This window comes from Aquiflexum sp., from assembly GCF_041749095.1.
GTDB lineage: Bacteria > Bacteroidota > Bacteroidia > Cytophagales > Cyclobacteriaceae > Aquiflexum.
Genome location: NZ_JBGTCA010000032.1, coordinates 1 through 19,841 on the forward strand (window position 1 = coordinate 1; position 19,841 = coordinate 19,841).

Genomic DNA, 19,841 nt, shown 5'->3' on the forward strand with positions numbered 1-19,841 from the left:
TCAATTTAAGGATGTACAACTTTTGATTAGTGGTTCATCTTCATTTGAACTTAACCAACAAATCCAAGAACCACTTACCGGAAGAAAGTGGACCTATAACTTGTGGCCCATCTCTTGGGGTGAGTATGAAAAGGAGGTTGGGTTTTTGAAGTCTGAGCAAAATTTGGAGAATAGATTGATATATGGCTTTTATCCCGATGTACTCAACCAATCAATGAAAGAAGAGAAAGTGTTGATTGAATTGTCTAACAGTTACCTGTACAAAGATGTGTTGATGTATGGGAATTTGAAAAAGCCCAAGTTGATTCAGGATATTTTGGAAGCATTGGCCTACCAAATCGGTCATGAGGTGAAATTCAAAGAAGTAGCTGAAACAGTAGGAGCCGATCCCAAAACAGTGGCTAACTATATTGATGTGCTGGAAAAAGCTTTTGTGGTGTTCAGTCTTTCTTCTTACAGCAAAAACTTGAGAACAGAAATCAAGACGGCCAGAAAAATTTATTTTTACGACAATGGTATTCGAAATGCAATTATTAGAGACTTTACTCCTTTGGCATTAAGGCAAGATGAAGGTGGTCTTTGGGAAAATTTTTTGGTCAGTGAACGGAAAAAGCAGAACTCTTATCAAGAAAGTTTGGCACGCAGCTATTTTTGGAGAACCAAGCAACAGCAGGAAATAGATTATCTGGAGGAATTGGCAGGGAAATTAACAGCCTATGAATTCAAATGGAACCCCAAGAGGAATGTAAATTTCCCAATAACCTTTACAAAAGAATATAACAGCAATAACCTTTTGGTTAATAGAAGGAACTTCAGAGATTTTGCTGGGAATTGAAATTGGGAATAAAGTCAAAAATGCGATTTATTTCACAACCTCATCAAATCATCTAAAGTCTCAAGTGCTTTTGCCAATTCATTGGAGGAAATTTCACCAATTCTCCTGACTAATCGCTCTTTGGATATTGATTGAATATGGAACATCAACAACTCTGAATTTTTGGTCAATCCATTTCTATCATTGGGTTTAATTACCGGATTTCCTTGATAGTTTTTGATTTTGGAAGTAAGTGGAGCGGAAATTACCACAGATAAATATTTGTTGAGCAAATTGCCACTCAGAATCACAATGGGCCTAAGACCTGCCTGTTCACTTCCTTTGGTTGGATTGAGGTCTGCAAACCAGATTTCACCCTGCTTCATCCTCTATTTGTTTCAAATAGTCCGCCATTCCTTCTTCAGCCATCAGTAAAATATTCTCATCTTCTTCTGCTGTTTTATAGGATTTGACATAGGCAGACCTCTTCAAATGTTCCAAATAAAGATTTAAAGCCTGTTCGATCAGTTTGTTTTTTGGCATCGCCAATTTCTTTGCCTGTTCAGCAAGTTTTGCGAGCAATTCATCGGGAAGAGAAGTTGTAAATGTCGCCATATCCTTTTTTATGATATGTAAATATAAAACATATTTACAATTTATAAATACCCCTCAAATGAAAAGTGATTTTCAGGCCAGGAAATTTTTTTAGGCTTTTCTTGAAACAAACCAAATACAGTCGACCCTGAACCGGACATCGCTGCATAATATGCCCCCATTTCATAAAGCTGATATTTGATGGCAGCCAATTCCGGACATTTGGAGAAAATACTGAGCTCAAAATCGTTGACCAAATGCGCTTTCCACATCGATTTGTCAGCCAATATCACCTTTAAGGATTGATTGGGTTTTTTGGGGCTGACACCTGAATAGGCTTCTTTGGTTCCTATATGTATCTGAGTCTTGACCAAAAGGATAAGGTCGCCTTTCAGGTTGACATCTGTCGGTTCCAATATTTCCCCTCTTCCCGTTGCGATCTTAGGGGTGTTTTGAATAAAAAAAGGGCAGTCACTTCCAAGCTGCGCAGAATATTCCTCCAAAAACCAATCCTCCAAATGAAGTTCAAAAAGCTTGTTCATCAGTTTCAAAGCAAATGCGGCATCAGCAGAACCCCCACCTAATCCAGCACCCATAGGGATGTTTTTCAATAAGTGGATGTGCACATTGGGAAGGTCATTGAAATCCTTTCTCAATAATTTTAAAGCCTTGAGAATGAGATTATCCTTTTCATCACCGGGAATAGGAAGACCTGAAACATCAAAAATGGTTTTTTTGTCAACAATCATTTCCAATGCATCAAACAGGGGAATAGGTACCATGCAGGTTTCAATATCATGGTATCCGTCCTTTCTCTTTGCTGTAATGTGTAACCCTAAATTGATTTTGGCATTCGGGAAGCAGATCATTGAGAAAATATTATTATGGTGAACGTAAATATGGGTATAAAAATGAAATCCTTAAAGTCAAAAGTCCTTCTAATGTTCGAAATTAATGATACATGTGAATTATGAGAATGAAATATGATCCACCTCACTTGATATTCAAAATGATTTCCCCGGATTAAGAAATTATTTATTCATATGCCCAAAACATCGGTCATTTTAATTGGTCTTCCGTCTCACTACTTCTTTTACATCGGTCATCGGTCATCTGACATCCAACAATTAAGTAAACTGCCATCATTTTTAACACCCAGAATACTTTTCTGATTTCATTAAGTTTAAATCAAAGAGTTGTCGAATCTTCATCATAATAATTTTTTGATTAAAAAAAATTCAATAAAAATTACATCACATTGAAAATAATTAAAATTGATATAATGTTTTGAAAAAAATAAAATATTCACAAAAATTTAAATTTATATTCCTTTAATTGGTTTATAATCGAAAGTAAATTTTTATAAAAATGTAAAAAGCTGTCTTAAAAATCATTTTTCTGTTTAAAAAAAGAAACTAAATATTGTAAGTGTGGAAATTGGGGTTTAATATTGTAAGAACAAATTCAAAAAAGAACCATAACCACATGTTTAGTATAGTCACTCCGCTCAGCTTTATTATTCTCATTTGTAATAAATGATGGGGCGCTAGACTGTATTTGACAAACAACCATACAAACGTAAGTGCCTCAGATGATGAGGCATTTTTTTTTGTAGCTATTAAACCGACCTAAAGTAATCATGAGTTTGAAAAAACACAGTTGGGAAATCAGTCAGAATGAAGAACATCCCGCAGGAAAAGCCATGTTGTATGCCACGGGCATGTCTGACAAACAAATGAATCAGCCTTTTGTAGGGGTAGCCAGTTGTGGCTATGAAAGCAACCCCTGCAATATGCACCTCAATGACTTCGCCGGTCTGATCAAGGAAGCCTCCGCTACTTATGGTCTGACCGGTTTGGTTTTTAATACCATTGGGATTTCTGATGGTATTTCTATGGGCACCCTTGGGATGAGGTATTCCCTTGTATCCAGGGAAATAATCGCGGATTCCATAGAATCTTTCATTCTTGGACATTCTTTCGATGGTTGTATAGCTGTTGCGGGTTGTGACAAAAATATGCCCGGAGCCATCATGGGAATGTTGAGGATCAATAGGCCGTCAATCATGGTCTATGGCGGCACAATTCGTTCCGGCAATTATAAAGGTGAAAAGCTAAATGTCATTTCTGCCTTTGAGGCCTATGGAAAAAGGGTAAAAGGGGAATTGGGAGACGAAGATTATCAGGGTGTCATCCAAAATGCCTGTCCCGGTGCAGGTGCCTGTGGTGGTATGTACACTGCCAATACCATGTCTTCAGCCATTGAGGCCATGGGAATGTCGTTGCCTTACAGCTCCTCGACTCCCGCCACAGCAGATGAAAAAATACAGGAATGCAAAGAAGTGTCCGAATATTTGAAAATACTTTTGGAAAGGGACATCAAACCAAAAGATATCGTTACCAAAAAGAGCCTTGAAAATGCGGTTACCGTTGCCGTCGCCTTAGGCGGCAGTACCAACGCGGTTTTGCATATCCTGGCCATAGCCAGGACAGCAGGAGTTGATTTTACTTTGGAGGATTTTGAAAGGGTCAATCATGCGACACCTTTATTGGGTGATTTCAAGCCATCGGGCAAATTTTTGATGGAGGACTTGTTTGAGCAGGGCGGACTTCCTGCTTTTATGAAATACCTTTTGAACAATGGCATGCTTCATGGAGATTGCATGACCGTTACCGGTAAAACCCTGGCTGAAAATCTTGCTGATATCGATTCTGTGGTACCTTCTATGGTCAATGTCATCCACCCGATAGAGCAGCCTATAAAAGAAACAGGTCATTTGTGCATTCTAAAAGGTAACTTAGCTCCTGAGGGATCTGTCGCGAAGATTTCCGGAAAAGAAGGGAAATCATTTACGGGTCCTGCCAAAGTATTTGATTCAGAACTCGAAGCCAATGAAGCCATTAAAAACAATCAGGTAAACAAAGGTGAGGTGATAGTAATCCGATACATAGGTCCCAAAGGTGGACCCGGAATGCCGGAAATGCTCAAACCTACCTCCATGATTATAGGGGCCGGTTTAGGTTCGGACGTTGCATTGATCACCGATGGCAGGTTTTCCGGCGGAACCCATGGGTTTGTAGTTGGGCACGTGACACCTGAAGCATACTCAGGCGGCCCCATTGGACTTCTTAAGGATGGAGATATGATTACCATTGATGCGGATTCCCTCAGCCTAACCTGTGAGGTGAGTGATGCTGAAATGGAAGCCAGGAAAAAAGTTTGGAAGAATAAAGACCTCAGTGACCTACAGGGCACTTTGAAAAAATACAGCAAGTTGGTATCCTCCGCCTCTAAGGGATGTGTTACCGATCAATTTTAAAAACATCAACCATGATAAGAGGAGCAGATATCGTAGTAAGATCTCTGATAGCTGAAAATGCTGAATACATTTTCGGTTATCCAGGTGGGGCCATCATGCCCGTTTATGATGCCCTTTATGATTATGCAGATCAGGTGAAGCATGTGTTGACGCGGCACGAACAGGGTGCCATCCATGCGGCACAGGGTTATGCCCGGGTATCCGGCAAAGTTGGAGTTGCTTTGGCTACTTCCGGTCCGGGAGCTACAAATCTGATTACAGGATTAGCTGATGCTCTGATTGACAGTACGCCATTGGTATGTATTACCGGGCAGGTAGCTGCACATCTTTTGGGAACAGATGCTTTTCAGGAAACAGATATGGTAGGTCTTTCCATGCCGGGAACCAAATGGAACATTCAGGTTAGGTCTGTGGAGGAAATTGCCCCTGCCATTGCCAAAGGATTCCACATAGCCAGGTCCGGGAGACCGGGTCCGGTATTGATTGATATCACAAAAAATGCACAAGTTGAATTCGGGGAGTTCAATTATGTTCCCTGTTTGGGAATCCGTTCTTATAGGCCTTATGTTACCGTTGAGAAATCAAAAATACAGGAAGCCGCAACTATAATTAATGAAGCAGAACGACCTTTTGTTCTTTTTGGTCAAGGAGTAGTCATAGGAAAAGCAGAAGAAGAGCTGAAAGCATTTTTGGATAAAACAGGAATTCCTGCTGCCTGCACACTTTTAGGATCCGGATCATTGCCCGAAAGTCATCCATCTTATGTTGGTAAGTTGGGAATGCATGGCAATTATGCGCCGAATATGCTGACCAATAAATGTGACGTCTTAATTGCCATAGGAATGCGCTTTGATGATAGGGTGACCGGGGATTTAAAGAGATACGCCAAGCAGGCCAAAGTGATTCACCTTGAACTTGATCCTGCCGAAATCAATAAAAATGTAAAGTGTACAGTCCCAATCCTAGGAGATTGCAAACAAAGTTTATCCATGCTGACTGAAGCTGTCAAACCGAATCGCCATCCTGAATGGATGCAACGGTTTAGGGAATTTGAGAACGAAGAAAGGGAAGCTGTCATGGGTAAGGACCTTTATGCCACTCAAGGTGGGTTGCATATGGGTGAGGTGATCAGATTAGTCAATCAATACAAGGAAGATGATGCCGTACTGGTGACCGATGTAGGTCAGCATCAGATGATAGCCTGGCGATATTTTGATTACAAAATCACACGGACGCAGATTACCTCCGGAGGTCTGGGAACAATGGGCTTCGCTCTTCCGGCTGCACTTGGGGCACAATTGCACGATTATAACAGGCAGGTGATCTGTGTAGTTGGAGATGGAGGCATTCAGATGACCATTCAGGAATTTGGCACCATTATGCAGACCAAAGCACCGGTGAAGGTGGTTTTGCTCAATAATAATTATCTGGGGATGGTCCGTCAGTGGCAGCAGATGTTTTTTGACAAAAGATACTCCTTCACGGAACTGGAAAACCCTGATTTCATCAAAATAGCTGAGGCATATAATATCAAAGCCGTGAAAGTTACTGAAAGAGAAGAACTCAGTGAGGCGGTTGCGCAGATGTTTATTCATGATGGGCCATTCTTCCTGGAAGTGGTCGTAGAAAAAGAAGATAATGTATTTCCAATGATTGCCACAGGATGTTCTGTGGAGGAAGTTAGATTAAGCTAAGACCTAAAAAGTATATATGAATCGTTATACCATTTTAGTTTACACGGAAAATTTCATTGGAATCCTGAACAGGATCACCATTATTTTCACCAGAAGAGGAATCAATATCAGTGCCCTGACAGCTTCTGAAAGCCGATTGGATGGAATACATAAGATCACCATCGAAGCAACCGTCACAGAAGAGCAGATTATTCAACTTGTAAACCAAATTGAGAAAATTATCGATGTCATCAAGGCATACTATTTTGTGGATGATGAGGTGGTCTATCAGGAGATCGCACTGTATAAAATCCCGATTGATAGCCTAGATCCCAAACTCGAAAAAGTCATCAGGCAGTTCAATGCACATATCATTGCTGCCGAGAAGGAGTTTGTGGTCCTTGAATTTACCGGCCACAAAGAAGATACACAGGCATTGTTGGAAATTCTTAAACCCTTTAACCTGCTGGAGTTTTCCCGTTCGGGAAGGGTGGCTATTGCCAAACCCAAGTTTTCTGTTCAAGAATATTTAAATAATCAAACCTAATAAATAACACTTATGAAACTGAAATTCGGATCAGTAGAAGAAAATGTAGTAACCAGAGAGGAATTTCCTTTGGAGAAAGCTAGAGAAGTATTAAAAGATGAGGTCATCGCCGTCTTGGGCTATGGTGTTCAAGGACCCGGTCAGGCACTCAATCTGAAAGACAACGGCTTCAATGTCATCGTTGGCCAAAGGAAAGGCTCCAAAACCTGGGACAAAGCCGTTGCTGATGGTTGGGTTCCCGGAGAGACTTTGTTTGAATTGGAAGAGGCCTGTGAAAAGGGTACCATTCTACAGTTCTTACTTTCTGATGCAGGTCAGATTGCAGCATGGCCAATGGTCAAAAAGCACCTTACTCCAGGTAAAGCACTTTATTTCTCCCATGGATTTGGAGTGACCTATAAAGAAAAAACGGGTATCATCCCTCCTGCAGACATAGATGTCATTTTGGTCGCTCCCAAAGGATCCGGAACTTCTTTGAGAAGAATGTTTGTGGAAGGTAGAGGATTGAACTCTTCTTATGCAATCTTCCAAGATGGAACCGGTAAAGCTAAAGACAGGGTTATTGCCTTGGGAATTGGTGTTGGATCAGGCTATTTGTTTGAAACGGATTTTTACAGAGAAGTTACATCTGATTTGACAGGTGAAAGAGGTACTTTGATGGGAGCTATTCAGGGGATTTTTGCTGCCCAATACGAAGTATTGAGAGCAAACGGTCATACACCTTCAGAGGCGTTCAATGAAACCGTAGAGGAACTGACCCAAAGTTTGATGCCATTGGTTGCTGAGAACGGAATGGACTGGATGTATGCCAACTGTTCTACGACTGCGCAAAGAGGTGCTTTGGATTGGTGGAAGCCATTCAGAGATGCTACCAAGCCGGTTTTTGAAGAATTGTACAACAGTGTCAAAACCGGTAAAGAAGCCCAAAAATCAATTGATTCCAACAGCAAAGATGATTACAGGGTAAAATTGGAAGCTGAATTGAAGGAATTGAGAGAATCAGAAATGTGGCAGGCAGGTGCGACTGTCAGAAAATTGAGGCCGGAAAACAATTAAAAGATGAGTGAAAAGCTTTGGATATTTGATACTACTCTCCGGGATGGGGAGCAGGTTCCCGGGTGTCAGTTGAACTCCCGGGAAAAGATAGTAGTGGCTAAAGCTTTGGAAGAACTCGGAGTGGATATCATCGAGGCCGGATTTCCAATTTCCAGCCCCGGTGATTTCAATTCTGTGGTTGAAATTTCCAAGGCGGTTTCTAATCCTATCATCTGCGCCCTTTCAAGAGCTGTAGAGAAGGATATACAAGTAGCTGCCGAGGCACTGAAATATGCCAAGAAAGGCAGGATTCATACTGGTATCGGGGTATCACCCTATCATATTCAATATAAATTAAGAACAACTCCCGATAATATTATTGAGCGTGGAGTTAGAGCAGTTCAATATGCCAAAAGTTTTGTAGAGGATGTTGAATTCTATGCAGAGGATGCAGGAAGGGCAGAATTGCCTTTTTTGGCCCAGATCATAGAAGCAGCCATCAAAGCCGGCGCAACAGTGGTCAATATACCCGATACTACAGGTTACTGTCTGCCCGAGCAATATGGAGCCATTATCCGCTATTTGAAAGAAAATGTTTCCAATATTGACAAAGCCATTATATCCACTCATTGCCACAATGACCTTGGCATGGCCACTGCCAATACCATAGCCGGAGTGCAACATGGCGCAAGACAAGCAGAAATGACCATCAATGGAATCGGAGAAAGAGCTGGAAATACCTCTTTGGAGGAAGTAGTAATGGCTATCAAATGCCATCGCGATATTCCGGTACATACCAATATTCAAACAGAAAAAATTTATGGAACGAGCAGGCTGATTTCTAAGTTGATGAATATGCCTGTCCAACCAAACAAAGCCATTGTCGGGAGAAATGCTTTTGCGCACTCTTCAGGTATTCATCAGGATGGTGTATTGAAACACAGGGAGAATTATGAAATCATTGATCCAAAAGAGGTCGGTGTTCATGAGTCATCGATTGTATTGACCGCAAGAAGTGGAAGGGCAGCGCTGAAACACCATTTGGATGCCTTAGGAGTGGAGTTGGAAGGTGAAGCATTGCGGGAGGTTTATGAAGATTTTCTGACTTTGGCTGATTCCAAAAGGGATATTGGTCCAAAAGATTTATTGGCCTTGGTAGGCAAATATTTGGATGAGTCCTCCTTTATCGAATTGGGCAAAGTGAGTTATCAGTCCAATGGTGGGATCAGCGCCACTGTAGAACTGAAAGTGGGTGAAAAAGCATTCGAATCCAAAGCTGAAGGCAATGGTCCTGTGGATGCTGTGCTGAAAGCCATAGAAAAAATAGTGAAGCCTGATATCGTATTGGAGGAATTTCTGATTCAGGCCATCACCGCAGGAAGTGATGATGTTGCTAAAGTACATATGCGCTTGATGAAAGATGAAAAACCATATTATGGGTTTGCGTCCAATTCCGATATCGTATTGGCTTCCGCCCAGGCATATGTAGATGCCTTAAATAAAATACCTGTCAAAGACAAAGTGATCCAAGAGTAAAATGGAAAAGAAAACATTATTTGATAAAATATGGGATGCGCATGTGGTACGTTCTGTGCCTGGAGGGCCTGATGTATTCTTCATTGATAAACATTTTATCCATGAAGTGACCAGTCCGGTTGCATTCCTTAATCTTGAAAAACGTGGTGTGGGTGTATTGTATCCTGAAAGGACTATAGCTACCCCTGACCACAATGTACCTACTGTAGATCAGGACAAGACCATCAAAGATAAACTTTCCCGCATGCAAGTTGAGAGACTTAGGGAGAATTGTGAGAAGCACAATATTGAACTGCATGACCTTGGGTCGGCACATCATGGCATTGTCCATGTGATCGGTCCCGAATTGGGCGTGACGCAACCGGGAATGACCATCGTCTGTGGTGATAGCCATACCTCTACACACGGAGCATTTGGTGCAATTGCTTTTGGTATTGGTACTTCTGAGGTTGAAATGGTATTTGCTACCCAGTGTATCATGCAGACCAAAGCAAAGAAAATGAAAATTACCGTGGATGGTGAGTTGGGAAAGGGCGTGACTTCAAAAGACATCATTCTATACATCATTGCCAAGATTTCCGCTGCCGGAGCAACAGGCTATTTTGTCGAATATGCAGGATCTGCGATTACCGGCCTCAGCATGGAAGCCCGAATGACCATTTGTAACATGAGCATAGAAATGGGTGCAAGAGGTGGATTGATTGCTCCTGATGAAACTACTTTCAATTATTTGAAAGGAAAGCAATATGCGCCGAAAAGTGAGGATTGGGAAAAAGCTGTAGCACATTGGAGAACCCTGAAAACAGATGATGGGGCCGTGTTTGATAAAGAGTACCATTTTGATGGAAATGACATCGAACCAATGATCACCTATGGTACCAATCCGGGAATGGGGATCAAAGTCAGAGGTTTTATTCCTACCACAGAAGGAATGGAAGGAAGTAATAAGTCATCCTACCTGAAGTCTTTGGAATATATGGGCTTTGCACCGGGTGAGGCGATTAAAGGGAAAAAGGTGGATTTTGTTTTTGTCGGAAGCTGTACTAACGGCAGGATAGAAGATATCCGTTCTGTTGCCCAGTTTGTCAAGGGAAAACACAAAGCCGATAACATTACAGCTTGGATAGTTCCCGGTTCGAGGGAAGTGGAAAAAATGGCGCATGAAGAAGGCCTTGTTAAGATCTTGGAGGATGCAGGTTTTGAACTTCGACAACCGGGATGTTCCGCTTGTTTGGCTATGAATGACGATAAAATTCCTTCCGGTAAATATGCTGTTTCCACCTCAAATAGAAACTTTGAAGGAAGACAGGGACCGGGTGCAAGGACTTTATTGGCCAGTCCCCTTACGGTAGCGGCAGTGGCAGTGACAGGTGAAATCAGTGATCCAAGAGATGTGTTTTAATCCAAATCAAAAAAGAAAATGGCTTACGATAAATTTAATATACTCAAAAGTACAGTAATCCCTTTGTCTTCTGAAAATGTGGACACAGATCAGATTATACCTGCACGTTTCCTAAAGGCGACGGAAAGAGAAGGATTTGGAGACAACCTTTTCCGTGATTGGCGATACGATGCGGAAGGCAATCCCAAAAAAGACTTTGTGCTCAATGACCCCACTTATTCCGGTAAAATCTTGTTGGCCGGTAAAAATTTTGGATCTGGATCCAGCAGAGAGCATGCCGTTTGGGCGCTTTATGATTATGGGTTCAGGTGTGTAATTTCCAGCTTTTTCGCGGATATTTTCAAAAACAACTGCCTTAATATCGGGGTTCTTCCGGTAACCATCAGCGCTGAGTTTGCAGAAGTCTTGTTCAAAGTTGTTGAAGAAAACCCAAAGACAGAAGTTGAAATTGATATTGACAAGCAGACCATTATTTTGATCAGTACAGGTCAACATGAGTCTTTTGATATCAATTCCTACAAAAAAGAAAACATGAAAAACGGCTTCGATGACATAGATTATCTTCTCAACATCAAAGAAGAAATCATCACCTTCTCCGAAAATAAATACTGACCTTCTGAATCAAAATATTGTCGATTTTTAAATCCAATCCCGATAACTACCGGACTACAATTTAAAATCTGCGATCTACAATCTAAAATCCAAATGGGTAACAACAGGAAAATAGAAATCATGGATACCACACTGAGGGATGGCGAACAGACCTCGGGAGTTTCTTTCCTGCCTTCCGAAAAACTTCAGATAGCTAAATTGCTATTGGAAGAATTGAAGGTGGACAGGATTGAGGTGGCTTCAGCCAGGGTTTCGGAGGGTGAAATGGAAGCTGTGAAAAAAATTACCCAATGGGCCTCTGAAAAAGGATATTTGGATAAAGTGGAAGTATTGGGTTTTGTGGATACTCCGACCTCTGTAGATTGGATTTTGGAATCAGGTGCTCAGGTGATGAACCTTTTGACGAAGGGTTCAGAAAATCACCTGACCCATCAACTGAAAAAGACACCTGAGGCGCATTTTGAAGATATTAGGAAAAGCGTGGAATATGCCCAATCAAAAAAGGTAAGTGTCAATGTCTATTTGGAAGATTGGAGTAATGGCATGCGCAATTCCATCAATTATACCATGGACCTCATCGGGCATTTGACCCAATTACCGGTGAGAAGGATCATGCTTCCGGATACTTTGGGTCTGCTGCATCCCAGGGAAGTTTCCCATTTTATCAAATTGATCACTTCCGAGTATGCGGACACCCATTTTGATTTTCATGCACATAATGATTATGACCTTTCTATAGCCAATGTCCTTGAGGCCATTTACAATGGAATATCAGGTATCCATACTACCGTAAACGGTTTGGGAGAAAGAGCTGGGAATGCTCCTTTGGAATCTGTGATTGCAGTTTTGAAGGACTTTACTGATTTCAGATTGAACATAAAAGAAAACAGGATTTTCAGAGTAAGTAAATTGGTAGAGCAGTTTTCCGGGCAACATATTCCGCCCAACAAACCTGTTGTTGGGGAAAATGTATTCACTCAGACTGCCGGCATCCATGCAGATGGGGACAATAAAAAGAACCTTTATTTCAATGACCTCCTGCCCGAACGTTTTGGAAGACAGCGTAAATATGCCTTGGGCAAAACCTCTGGAAAAGCCAATATTGTCAAAAATATTCAGGAATTGGGCATTTCCCTCGAACCTGATGAACTCACAAAAGTTACTCAGAGAATCATAGAATTAGGGGATAAAAAGGAAAGGGTAACTACAGAGGATTTACCCTATATCATCTCCGATGTGCTTCAAAACAATTCCATTTCCCATACTATCTTTATCGAAGGCTATAACCTCAGTCATTCCAAAGGTCTCAAGCCAACTGTTCAATTGAAGATCAGTATCAATGGCGAAAGCTATGAAGAAGGTTCATCTGGAGATGGACAGTACGATGCGTTTATGAAGGCATTGAAGAAGATCTACAAATCCATCAACAGGGAATTGCCAAAACTGATCAATTATCATGTGACCATTCCTCCGGGAGGTAAAACAGATGCCTTTGTGGAAACTGTTATCACTTGGGAATATGGTAAAATATTTAAAACCAAAGGTCTTGACAGTGACCAAACCGTGGCTGCGTTAAAAGCTACTGAGAAGATGCTCAATATCATCGAGCAAATTAAAATCAATACACCGGGAAATCCGAAAGAAAACCCAGAACAAGAAAAAACGAACTTTTATGGAAATGAATATCGCGCTGTTGCCGGGTGACGGCATAGGCCCAGAAGTTATAGCACAGGCAGTTAAAGTAGTAAATGCTGTTGCCAAAAAATTCAATCACAAAATAACCTTTGAAGAAGCACCTGTGGGTGCCACAGCCATTGATCTGACGGGAGATCCATATCCCGATTCCACCCATCAGGTTTGCCTGAGAGCGGATGCAGTACTATTTGGCGCCATTGGTGATCCAAAATATGACAATGACCCAAAGGCAAAAGTAAGGCCCGAACAGGGACTATTATCCATGAGGAAGCAATTGGGCTTGTTTGCCAATGTGAGGCCGACTTTTACTTTCCCCTCTTTGATCCACAAGTCTCCTTTGAGATTGGAAAGGGTAGAGGGAGTGGATTTTGTGTTCTTCAGGGAACTGACAGGAGGGATTTACTTTGGTGAACCTAGGGGAAGAAATGAACAAGGTACCAAAGCCTTTGATACTAATATCTATTCAAAAGAAGAAATCACCCGTCTTGCAAGGATGGGTTTTGAGGCAGCGCAAAAAAGAAGAAAATTGCTGACCTGCGTGGACAAGGCCAATGTGTTGGCGACTTCCAGATTATGGAGAGAAACCGTACAGGAATTGGCACCTGAATATCCTGATGTGAAGGTGGAATATGAATTTGTAGATGCCGTGGCCATGCGCTTGATCCAATGGCCCAAAGCCTATGATGTATTGATTACAGAAAATCTGTTTGGGGATATCCTGACAGATGAAGCTTCTGTGATCTCCGGTTCAATGGGATTGATGCCATCGGCTTCTTTGGGTACAGAGAACAAGCTTTTTGAACCCATCCATGGTTCCTATCCACAAGCAGCAGGAAAAGACATCGCTAATCCATTGGCAACAGTATTATCCGCAGCCATGATGTTTGACTATGCTTTTGATCTCAAAGCAGAGGCCCAGATAATATCGAATGTGGTCAATAAGTCCTTGGCAGCAGGAATTGTGACTGAGGATATTGCTGAGGGAGGAAAAGCCTATAAGACTTCGGAAGTGGGGGATTGGTTGGCGGAGAATGTGTAGGGGAAGTTTGAGATATGAGAAATGAGAAATGAGATACAAGACGCAAGACGCAAGACATTTCCGTGAATTGATGCATTGCTATTGGTAGAAGACTTCGCCTTGTCATTTCGACCGTAGGTGCCAGTTCTCCACGGCGGACTGAACCTGCTGTCGAAGTGACAAGGACAAGTTTTTCTAAATAGCTGTTCCAATTTTGAAGGATTGCTTATGGCATTTGTCTGGTTATATCTTTCTTCAAATTTTTCAATTTGGCATTATCATTATACTTTTAATTTCTCTTTTGATCCAAGCTATTATAATTTCTAATCATGCAGTCCCGACCCTTTACTTACTTATTCTACATTCAATACCTTGGAATAGGATATCATGGATGGCAAAAGCAGAATGGAGTCAAAACCATTCAAGGGACTTTAGAAAAGGCTTTCAGATTTATCCTCAGACATGAAGATTTTACGCTTCTTGGTGCAAGTAGAACTGATGCCGGGGTATCTTGCAATAGGGGAGCATTTGAGTTATTTCTAAAAAATGAAATGCTACCTGAACTCCTTGATTCCGTCAATTCAATACTTCCGTCCGATATCAGGCTGTTGGAAGTTCAACCTGTTCCATCGAATTTTAATATCATTCAGGATGTTGCTTACAAGGAATATCATTACCATTTCGCCTTAGGCGAGAAATTCCATCCTTTTTCTGCTGCTAACTTGGTGTATTTTGAAGGCATCCCGGATATTGGGTTGATGAAAGAAGGCGCTAAGCTTTTTGTAGGGACGCACAACTTTCAAAGCTATAGTTCTATTGATAAAGTTTGCAATGACTATTTCAGGGAAATCATGGAGGCAGATGTCGTCCAACACGCTCAATCTGGATTGGGTTTGATTCCCAAAGAGGCATTTACCTTTAAGGTAAAAGGAAAAGGATTTTTGAGATATCAAATCCGAAAAATGATAACCGCATTGATGGAATTGGGGTTGGGAAAATTTAGTTTGGAGGAAATTGAAAAGTCATTGAAATATCCTGACCTCCGAACCATACCCATACATGCACCTGCAAACGGATTGGTTCTGGAAAATGTTGAATTTATCAAGAAGGATAATTCTTAGGGCCTTTAAATTTATATTTCTCCATAATCGATTCATGGCTTTCTGTTTTTCCCGACTCATAGTCCTTCAAACCTCTTTCGATTGATTTCTGCGAATCAGCATCAAGGTTATCCCAAAAATCATCATGCTCTCCGGTTAAAAGAGACTTGATTTGATCGAGGATACGATGTCGTTTGTGGCTATAATCTCTTCAATTAACCGATATTTTAAAATTTCTTCCATATTTTAAATTTAGGGAAATTTTTCCACAAAAAAAGAGGGTGTAACCCTCTTACTTGATTGTAAAATGTATGATTCAATCATTTTATCCCTAATTCAGTAAAGATTTTTTCTGAATCAACTTTTTTTTAGAATCCTCTTTTAAATAGCTGGATATTACCCAATTTATCATGGAAAGGCACCCCAATTTTCCAATTTTAAAATTTTAAAATTTTCCAATTAAAAACCTCCCGATCTTCCAAACTCCTCCCTACAAATCCCTAAACTGCTCCATCAATTCTTCCGAAATACCGGTAGTCGAATACCCTCCATCATGGAAGAGGTTCTGCATGGTGACATATCGGGTGAGGTCAGAAAACATGGTGATGATATAATCCGCACAGGCTTCTGCTGAAGCGTTACCTAATGGAGACATGGATTCTGCAAAATTAAAGAATGCATCAAAACCGCCTATTCCTGTTCCTGCTGTAGTTTTGGTAGGTGATTGGGAAATGGTATTTACCCTTACTTTTTTCAATTTACCATATCTGTAGCCATATCCTCGTGCGATACTTTCCAGTAATGCTTTGGCATCAGCCATATCTGTGTAGAAAGGATAAACCCTTTGGGCAGCGATATAGGACAAAGCGAGAATTGAACCCCATTCATTCATGATGTCCATTTTTTCGGCGATCTGCATCATTTTGTGAAAAGAAATAGCGGACACATCATGGGATTTGTTCATCCAGTCATAGTTCATATCACCATAAGAGCGGCCTTTTCGGATGTTGGGTGACATGCCAATGGAATGCAGCAAAAAGTCAAAGTTACCTCCCAAGTATTCTTTTGATTCTGTATATAATTTTTCGATATCTTCCAAGGAAGTAGCATCGGCAGGAATAATGATGGTGTTGCAATGTTCGGCCAATTCTTTAATTGCCCCCATTCTCATGGCAATCGGCGCATTGGTCAGTACAAATTTGGCACCTTGTTCGTGGGCTTTCAAAGCTGCTTTCCATGCGATGGAGTTTTCATCAAGTGCTCCCGTGATGATTCCTAGCTTTCCTTTCAACAAATTCTCTGGCATAATATATCGTTTTGGTTGGTTTTATATCTAAGGGTAAAAATAAGGAAAAAATTAAGATATGGGAGGGGAGAGGTGAGATTTGAGACGGGAGATGCGAGAAGCGAGAGATTAGATACAAGAGCCAAGATGGAAGTACCAAGTACAATGTACAAAGTACAAAGTAAGGGTCCAACCTAATGACCTGACAGCAGCTATACGTGAGGGTAATGGATTTCACTCTTCTTTACCAATGACATGGAGGGGTTAGAGTGTCAGTACCGATCCATCAAAATAAGGATAGCTATAAAAAAAGACTTTGCCTTGTCACCTCGACGAAAGGAGAGGTCTATTCCCAATTTAGGGTATTAGATTTCTCTCCTCGTTCGAGACAAGGTGAATGCCATTGACACAATTGAACCAAAAAGTGCATTCAAGAGAAATGTCAAACTTGTCCTTGTTACTCCGACGTAGGAGGAGTCTATACCTTAAGGCTTTTCAGATTTCTCTCTACGTTCGAAATGACAAGGAGAAGCCATTGACACTATCGATCCGAAAAATGTATTTCACATCAAATAAGGTGATCTGGATAATTTTTCACCTCCTACCTCTCCAATAACTCCCTTGCACTTTCATACGCACTATTGGATGGGTTTTCTCCGGCTATCATTTTGGCGATTTCCAGGATTCTTTCTTCTCCTTGGAGTAACTTGATTTTGCTGATGGTTTTTTCGGTGCTGTTGTCCTTATAGACAAAGTAATGTTGATTGCCTTTGGCGGCCACCTGAGGGAGATGACTGATACAGATAACCTGATGTTTTTTGGCGATATCCTGCATCATACGGACCATTTGCAGTGCAACTTCACCGGAAACTCCTGTATCGATTTCATCGAAAATAAGCGTAGGCAGTGCCATTTTATCGGCCATGATGTATTTGATGGCAAAAATCAAACGGGAAAATTCACCGCCGGAAGCTACTTGTTTAAGGACTTGTGGTTTGACGCCTTTATTAGCTGAAAAAAGGATATCGATTTTATCTATTCCGTTTTTTGTAGGTTGGGTTTTTTCATGGGAGAATTCAATTTGAGCTTTGTCCATACCCAGTTGATGAAGTAGTGAGGAAAGCTCTTTAGAAAAGGGCTGAAAGGAAGCAATCCTTTTTTTAGACAATACATCACCCTTTTCCAGTAAATCCTTTTCTGCCAGATCTTTTTCTACCTGGAGCTTCTCTAATGCATCATCAAGATTTTCAACCTGAAAAACCTTATCGGCCAATTCCCTTTCCAACTCCATCAATCCTTCCACAGAATCGATTCCATGTTTTTGCTGGAGGTGGTATATTTTGCTTAATCTTTCCCTTACAGTTTCCAGTTTTTCAAAGTCCACCTCGATGAGTGCATCTTCTTCTTCCAAACTGGCAGCGATGTCTTTCAGCTCGATCAATACACTTTTAAATCTTTCACCATATGGTTCAAATTTATGGGCAAATCTCATTAACTGTTGAATACCTTGATTGGCCAATGCCAGGGTCTTTAATCCTCCAAACTCTTCATTTTCCAGTTGGGAAAGTATCTCCTGGATTTTGGATTTGATATCTTCTGCATTTTCGAGGATTTCCTGTTCATTTTCCAATTCCACTTGTTCACCTTCCACCAATCTCAACGCAGAAAGTTCTTCCAATTGGAATTTATTGAAATCAGCTTCTTTTTTGAGTTCAAAAGCCTCATTGGATAGTTTCTCCAATGCTTTCTTCTTCTCTAGGTAAATTTTAAATGCAGCGTTATAGGCTGATTTTTCTATTACACTCTTTGAGAATGCATCTACCAAACCAAGTTGATATTCTCCTTCTCCGACCAGGAGGTTATCATGTTGGGAATGGATATCCATCAGGAATTTTCCCAACTCTTTGAGGGTTTCAAGTCTTACCGGGGTATCATTGATAAATGCCCTGGATTTTCCTAATGGGCTAATTTCCCTACGGATGATTGATTCACTTTCAAAATCCAGGTCTTCGTTTTTAAAAAAATCCTCCAGACCATAATTCTGAATCGAAAAATTTCCCTCAACCACACATTTTTTTTCAATGTCAAGCAAAGCTTTGGTATCTGCCCTGTTTCCCAATAAAAGGCCCACTGCCCCTAGCATAATGGACTTGCCTGCACCTGTTTCGCCGGTTATCATGTTCAGGGATTTATCAGGTTCCATTTCCAGACTTTGGATCAAAGCATAATTGGTAATGGTGAGGGATTTCAGCATGGTATATTTAAAATGAGAATACTGGCAAATCTAATAAAAATTGATCTTAACCTTTGAGGAGATCGTTGTATCTTCTTGCATTGTTGGGATCTACTTTTAATAAAAGTTCAACTGCCTCAGTGCGAATTTCTTTTGGAGCTTTTTTCAAAATCTTGCTGATTTCTTCCCCTTTGGCATCGATAAATGCGATAGTAAAGATACTATTGGGCTGGGCTTCATTTGCCTGTACGACTAAACGGATAGCTTCAACTATGTTATTATAAGCTTCATCAGGATTGGAAATGATAATGTCAAGGCCTTTCCGGTGGTAGAGATAGACAGCTTCCCTTATCGGCGCAAAAACGGAAGAGGTATAAATGTCATTGATCAGCCAATATCGGTTTCTTCTGTCACTTGGATTAGATCCCCATCCCGGCCTTTGGGTTTGTTGGGCATTGTTTACAATGGTATTGGCGATTTCAAAGTATGCATCTCCACCTCTCAACGCAAAACTGTCATAATCAAATCCTAATGAGATATAAGCGTAGTAAGCAAGTAAAGAACTGATATTATTGAGAAAGGAAAATCTATTGAACTCCAAAGGCTGCGAAAGGATAAATTCAAAAGACCAGTTTCTGTCAATGAAATTCATGACTAGTGATTCATAGTTGGTGCCAAATACCGGTCGGACTGTTTGGACTTGGACCGTGGCATTATAAAACCCCACTTGTGGCATGTCGCTGATAGTGATCAACATGTTTCCTTTGATTCTTTCAGCCTGTTGGAATTGGTCTCCAGTCCAGGTCCTGCCATTGAGAAATTGTTCGAAATTGACTTTCATGTCCTCAAAAATGGCAGATTCCTGAGTCCTTGCCCTGTCACTGTTGATGATGACTGTGAAATTCAACTCCTGACTGAATCCTTGAACTAGGGCGATGAAGAAAAAAAGGGATGATAAGAATATCCTCATATTGAATT

At 40.9% G+C, this 19,841-nt stretch carries 17 protein-coding genes; 11 read left to right on the forward strand and 6 right to left on the reverse strand.

Going from position 1 to position 19,841, the window contains the following annotated elements:
- Window positions 1-835: ATP-binding protein (locus ACEW8O_RS02385; RefSeq protein WP_373493023.1), on the forward strand; the 835-nt coding region annotated here is incomplete at its 5' end.
- Window positions 836-867: 32 nt separating this feature from the next.
- Here the strand turns inward: ACEW8O_RS02385 and ACEW8O_RS02390 are convergent.
- The 3 genes from ACEW8O_RS02390 to ispE are packed head-to-tail and all read right to left on the reverse strand — an operon-like array spanning window position 868 to window position 2,277.
- A complete protein-coding gene (locus ACEW8O_RS02390) occupies window positions 868-1,200 on the reverse strand; it encodes a type II toxin-antitoxin system PemK/MazF family toxin (protein ID WP_373493024.1) in 333 nt (110 codons plus the stop codon).
- Window positions 1,187-1,429: a ribbon-helix-helix domain-containing protein gene (locus ACEW8O_RS02395; protein ID WP_373493025.1), complete on the reverse strand. Its 243-nt coding sequence runs from the start codon at window positions 1,427-1,429 to the stop codon at window positions 1,187-1,189. The genes ACEW8O_RS02390 and ACEW8O_RS02395 overlap by 14 nt, the downstream gene beginning before the upstream one ends.
- 41 nt (window positions 1,430-1,470) lie before the next feature.
- On the reverse strand, window positions 1,471-2,277 hold the full coding sequence (ispE, locus tag ACEW8O_RS02400) for a 4-(cytidine 5'-diphospho)-2-C-methyl-D-erythritol kinase (RefSeq protein ID WP_373493026.1): 807 nt from the start codon (window positions 2,275-2,277) through the stop codon (window positions 1,471-1,473).
- Window positions 2,278-3,047: 770 nt separating this feature from the next.
- On the opposite strand from ispE, the gene ilvD reads away from it, so the two are divergent.
- The 10 genes from ilvD (at window position 3,048) to truA (ending at window position 15,366) form a co-directional block, all read left to right on the forward strand.
- Entirely contained in the window at window positions 3,048-4,727 is a 1,680-nt protein-coding gene (gene ilvD, locus ACEW8O_RS02405; protein ID WP_373493027.1) for a dihydroxy-acid dehydratase, read from the forward strand.
- Window positions 4,728-4,738: 11 nt separating this feature from the next.
- On the forward strand, window positions 4,739-6,421 hold the full coding sequence (gene ilvB, locus ACEW8O_RS02410) for a biosynthetic-type acetolactate synthase large subunit (RefSeq protein WP_373493028.1): 1,683 nt from the start codon (window positions 4,739-4,741) through the stop codon (window positions 6,419-6,421).
- 16 nt (window positions 6,422-6,437) lie between these two features.
- The gene (ilvN, locus tag ACEW8O_RS02415) at window positions 6,438-6,947 is read left to right on the forward strand and encodes an acetolactate synthase small subunit (protein ID WP_373493029.1); all 510 of its coding nucleotides are present in this window, start codon (window positions 6,438-6,440) and stop codon (window positions 6,945-6,947) included.
- A 12-nt stretch (window positions 6,948-6,959) separates the two neighbouring features.
- The gene (gene ilvC / locus ACEW8O_RS02420; RefSeq protein WP_373493030.1) at window positions 6,960-8,003 is read left to right on the forward strand and encodes a ketol-acid reductoisomerase; all 1,044 of its coding nucleotides are present in this window, start codon (window positions 6,960-6,962) and stop codon (window positions 8,001-8,003) included.
- 3 nt (window positions 8,004-8,006) lie between these two features.
- On the forward strand, window positions 8,007-9,518 hold the full coding sequence (locus tag ACEW8O_RS02425) for a 2-isopropylmalate synthase (RefSeq protein ID WP_373493031.1): 1,512 nt from the start codon (window positions 8,007-8,009) through the stop codon (window positions 9,516-9,518).
- Between the two features lies 1 nt (window position 9,519).
- Window positions 9,520-10,920, forward strand: coding sequence for a 3-isopropylmalate dehydratase large subunit (gene leuC, locus ACEW8O_RS02430; RefSeq protein ID WP_373493032.1), 1,401 nt, complete (start codon window positions 9,520-9,522; stop codon window positions 10,918-10,920).
- An 18-nt stretch (window positions 10,921-10,938) separates the two neighbouring features.
- Entirely contained in the window at window positions 10,939-11,532 is a 594-nt protein-coding gene (gene leuD, locus ACEW8O_RS02435) for a 3-isopropylmalate dehydratase small subunit (protein WP_373493033.1), read from the forward strand.
- Between the two features lie 93 nt (window positions 11,533-11,625).
- Window positions 11,626-13,236: an alpha-isopropylmalate synthase regulatory domain-containing protein gene (locus tag ACEW8O_RS02440; RefSeq protein WP_373493034.1), complete on the forward strand. Its 1,611-nt coding sequence runs from the start codon at window positions 11,626-11,628 to the stop codon at window positions 13,234-13,236.
- A complete protein-coding gene (gene leuB / locus ACEW8O_RS02445; RefSeq protein ID WP_373493035.1) occupies window positions 13,205-14,266 on the forward strand; it encodes a 3-isopropylmalate dehydrogenase in 1,062 nt (353 codons plus the stop codon). The genes ACEW8O_RS02440 and leuB overlap by 32 nt, the downstream gene beginning before the upstream one ends.
- Before the next feature lie 308 nt (window positions 14,267-14,574).
- Window positions 14,575-15,366, forward strand: coding sequence for a tRNA pseudouridine(38-40) synthase TruA (truA, locus tag ACEW8O_RS02450; protein ID WP_373493036.1), 792 nt, complete (start codon window positions 14,575-14,577; stop codon window positions 15,364-15,366).
- 469 nt (window positions 15,367-15,835) lie between these two features.
- Here the strand turns inward: truA and ACEW8O_RS02455 are convergent, their stop codons facing one another.
- From ACEW8O_RS02455 to ACEW8O_RS02465, 3 genes are all read right to left on the reverse strand, one after another.
- The gene (locus ACEW8O_RS02455) at window positions 15,836-16,651 is read right to left on the reverse strand and encodes an enoyl-ACP reductase (RefSeq protein ID WP_373493037.1); all 816 of its coding nucleotides are present in this window, start codon (window positions 16,649-16,651) and stop codon (window positions 15,836-15,838) included.
- A 580-nt stretch (window positions 16,652-17,231) separates the two neighbouring features.
- The gene (gene recN / locus ACEW8O_RS02460; protein ID WP_373493038.1) at window positions 17,232-18,884 is read right to left on the reverse strand and encodes a DNA repair protein RecN; all 1,653 of its coding nucleotides are present in this window, start codon (window positions 18,882-18,884) and stop codon (window positions 17,232-17,234) included.
- Window positions 18,885-18,930: 46 nt separating this feature from the next.
- Window positions 18,931-19,833 (reverse strand): DUF4835 family protein, encoded by a 903-nt coding sequence (locus tag ACEW8O_RS02465; RefSeq protein WP_373493039.1) that lies wholly within the window; start codon window positions 19,831-19,833, stop codon window positions 18,931-18,933.
- Between the last annotated feature and the right edge of the window lie 8 nt (window positions 19,834-19,841).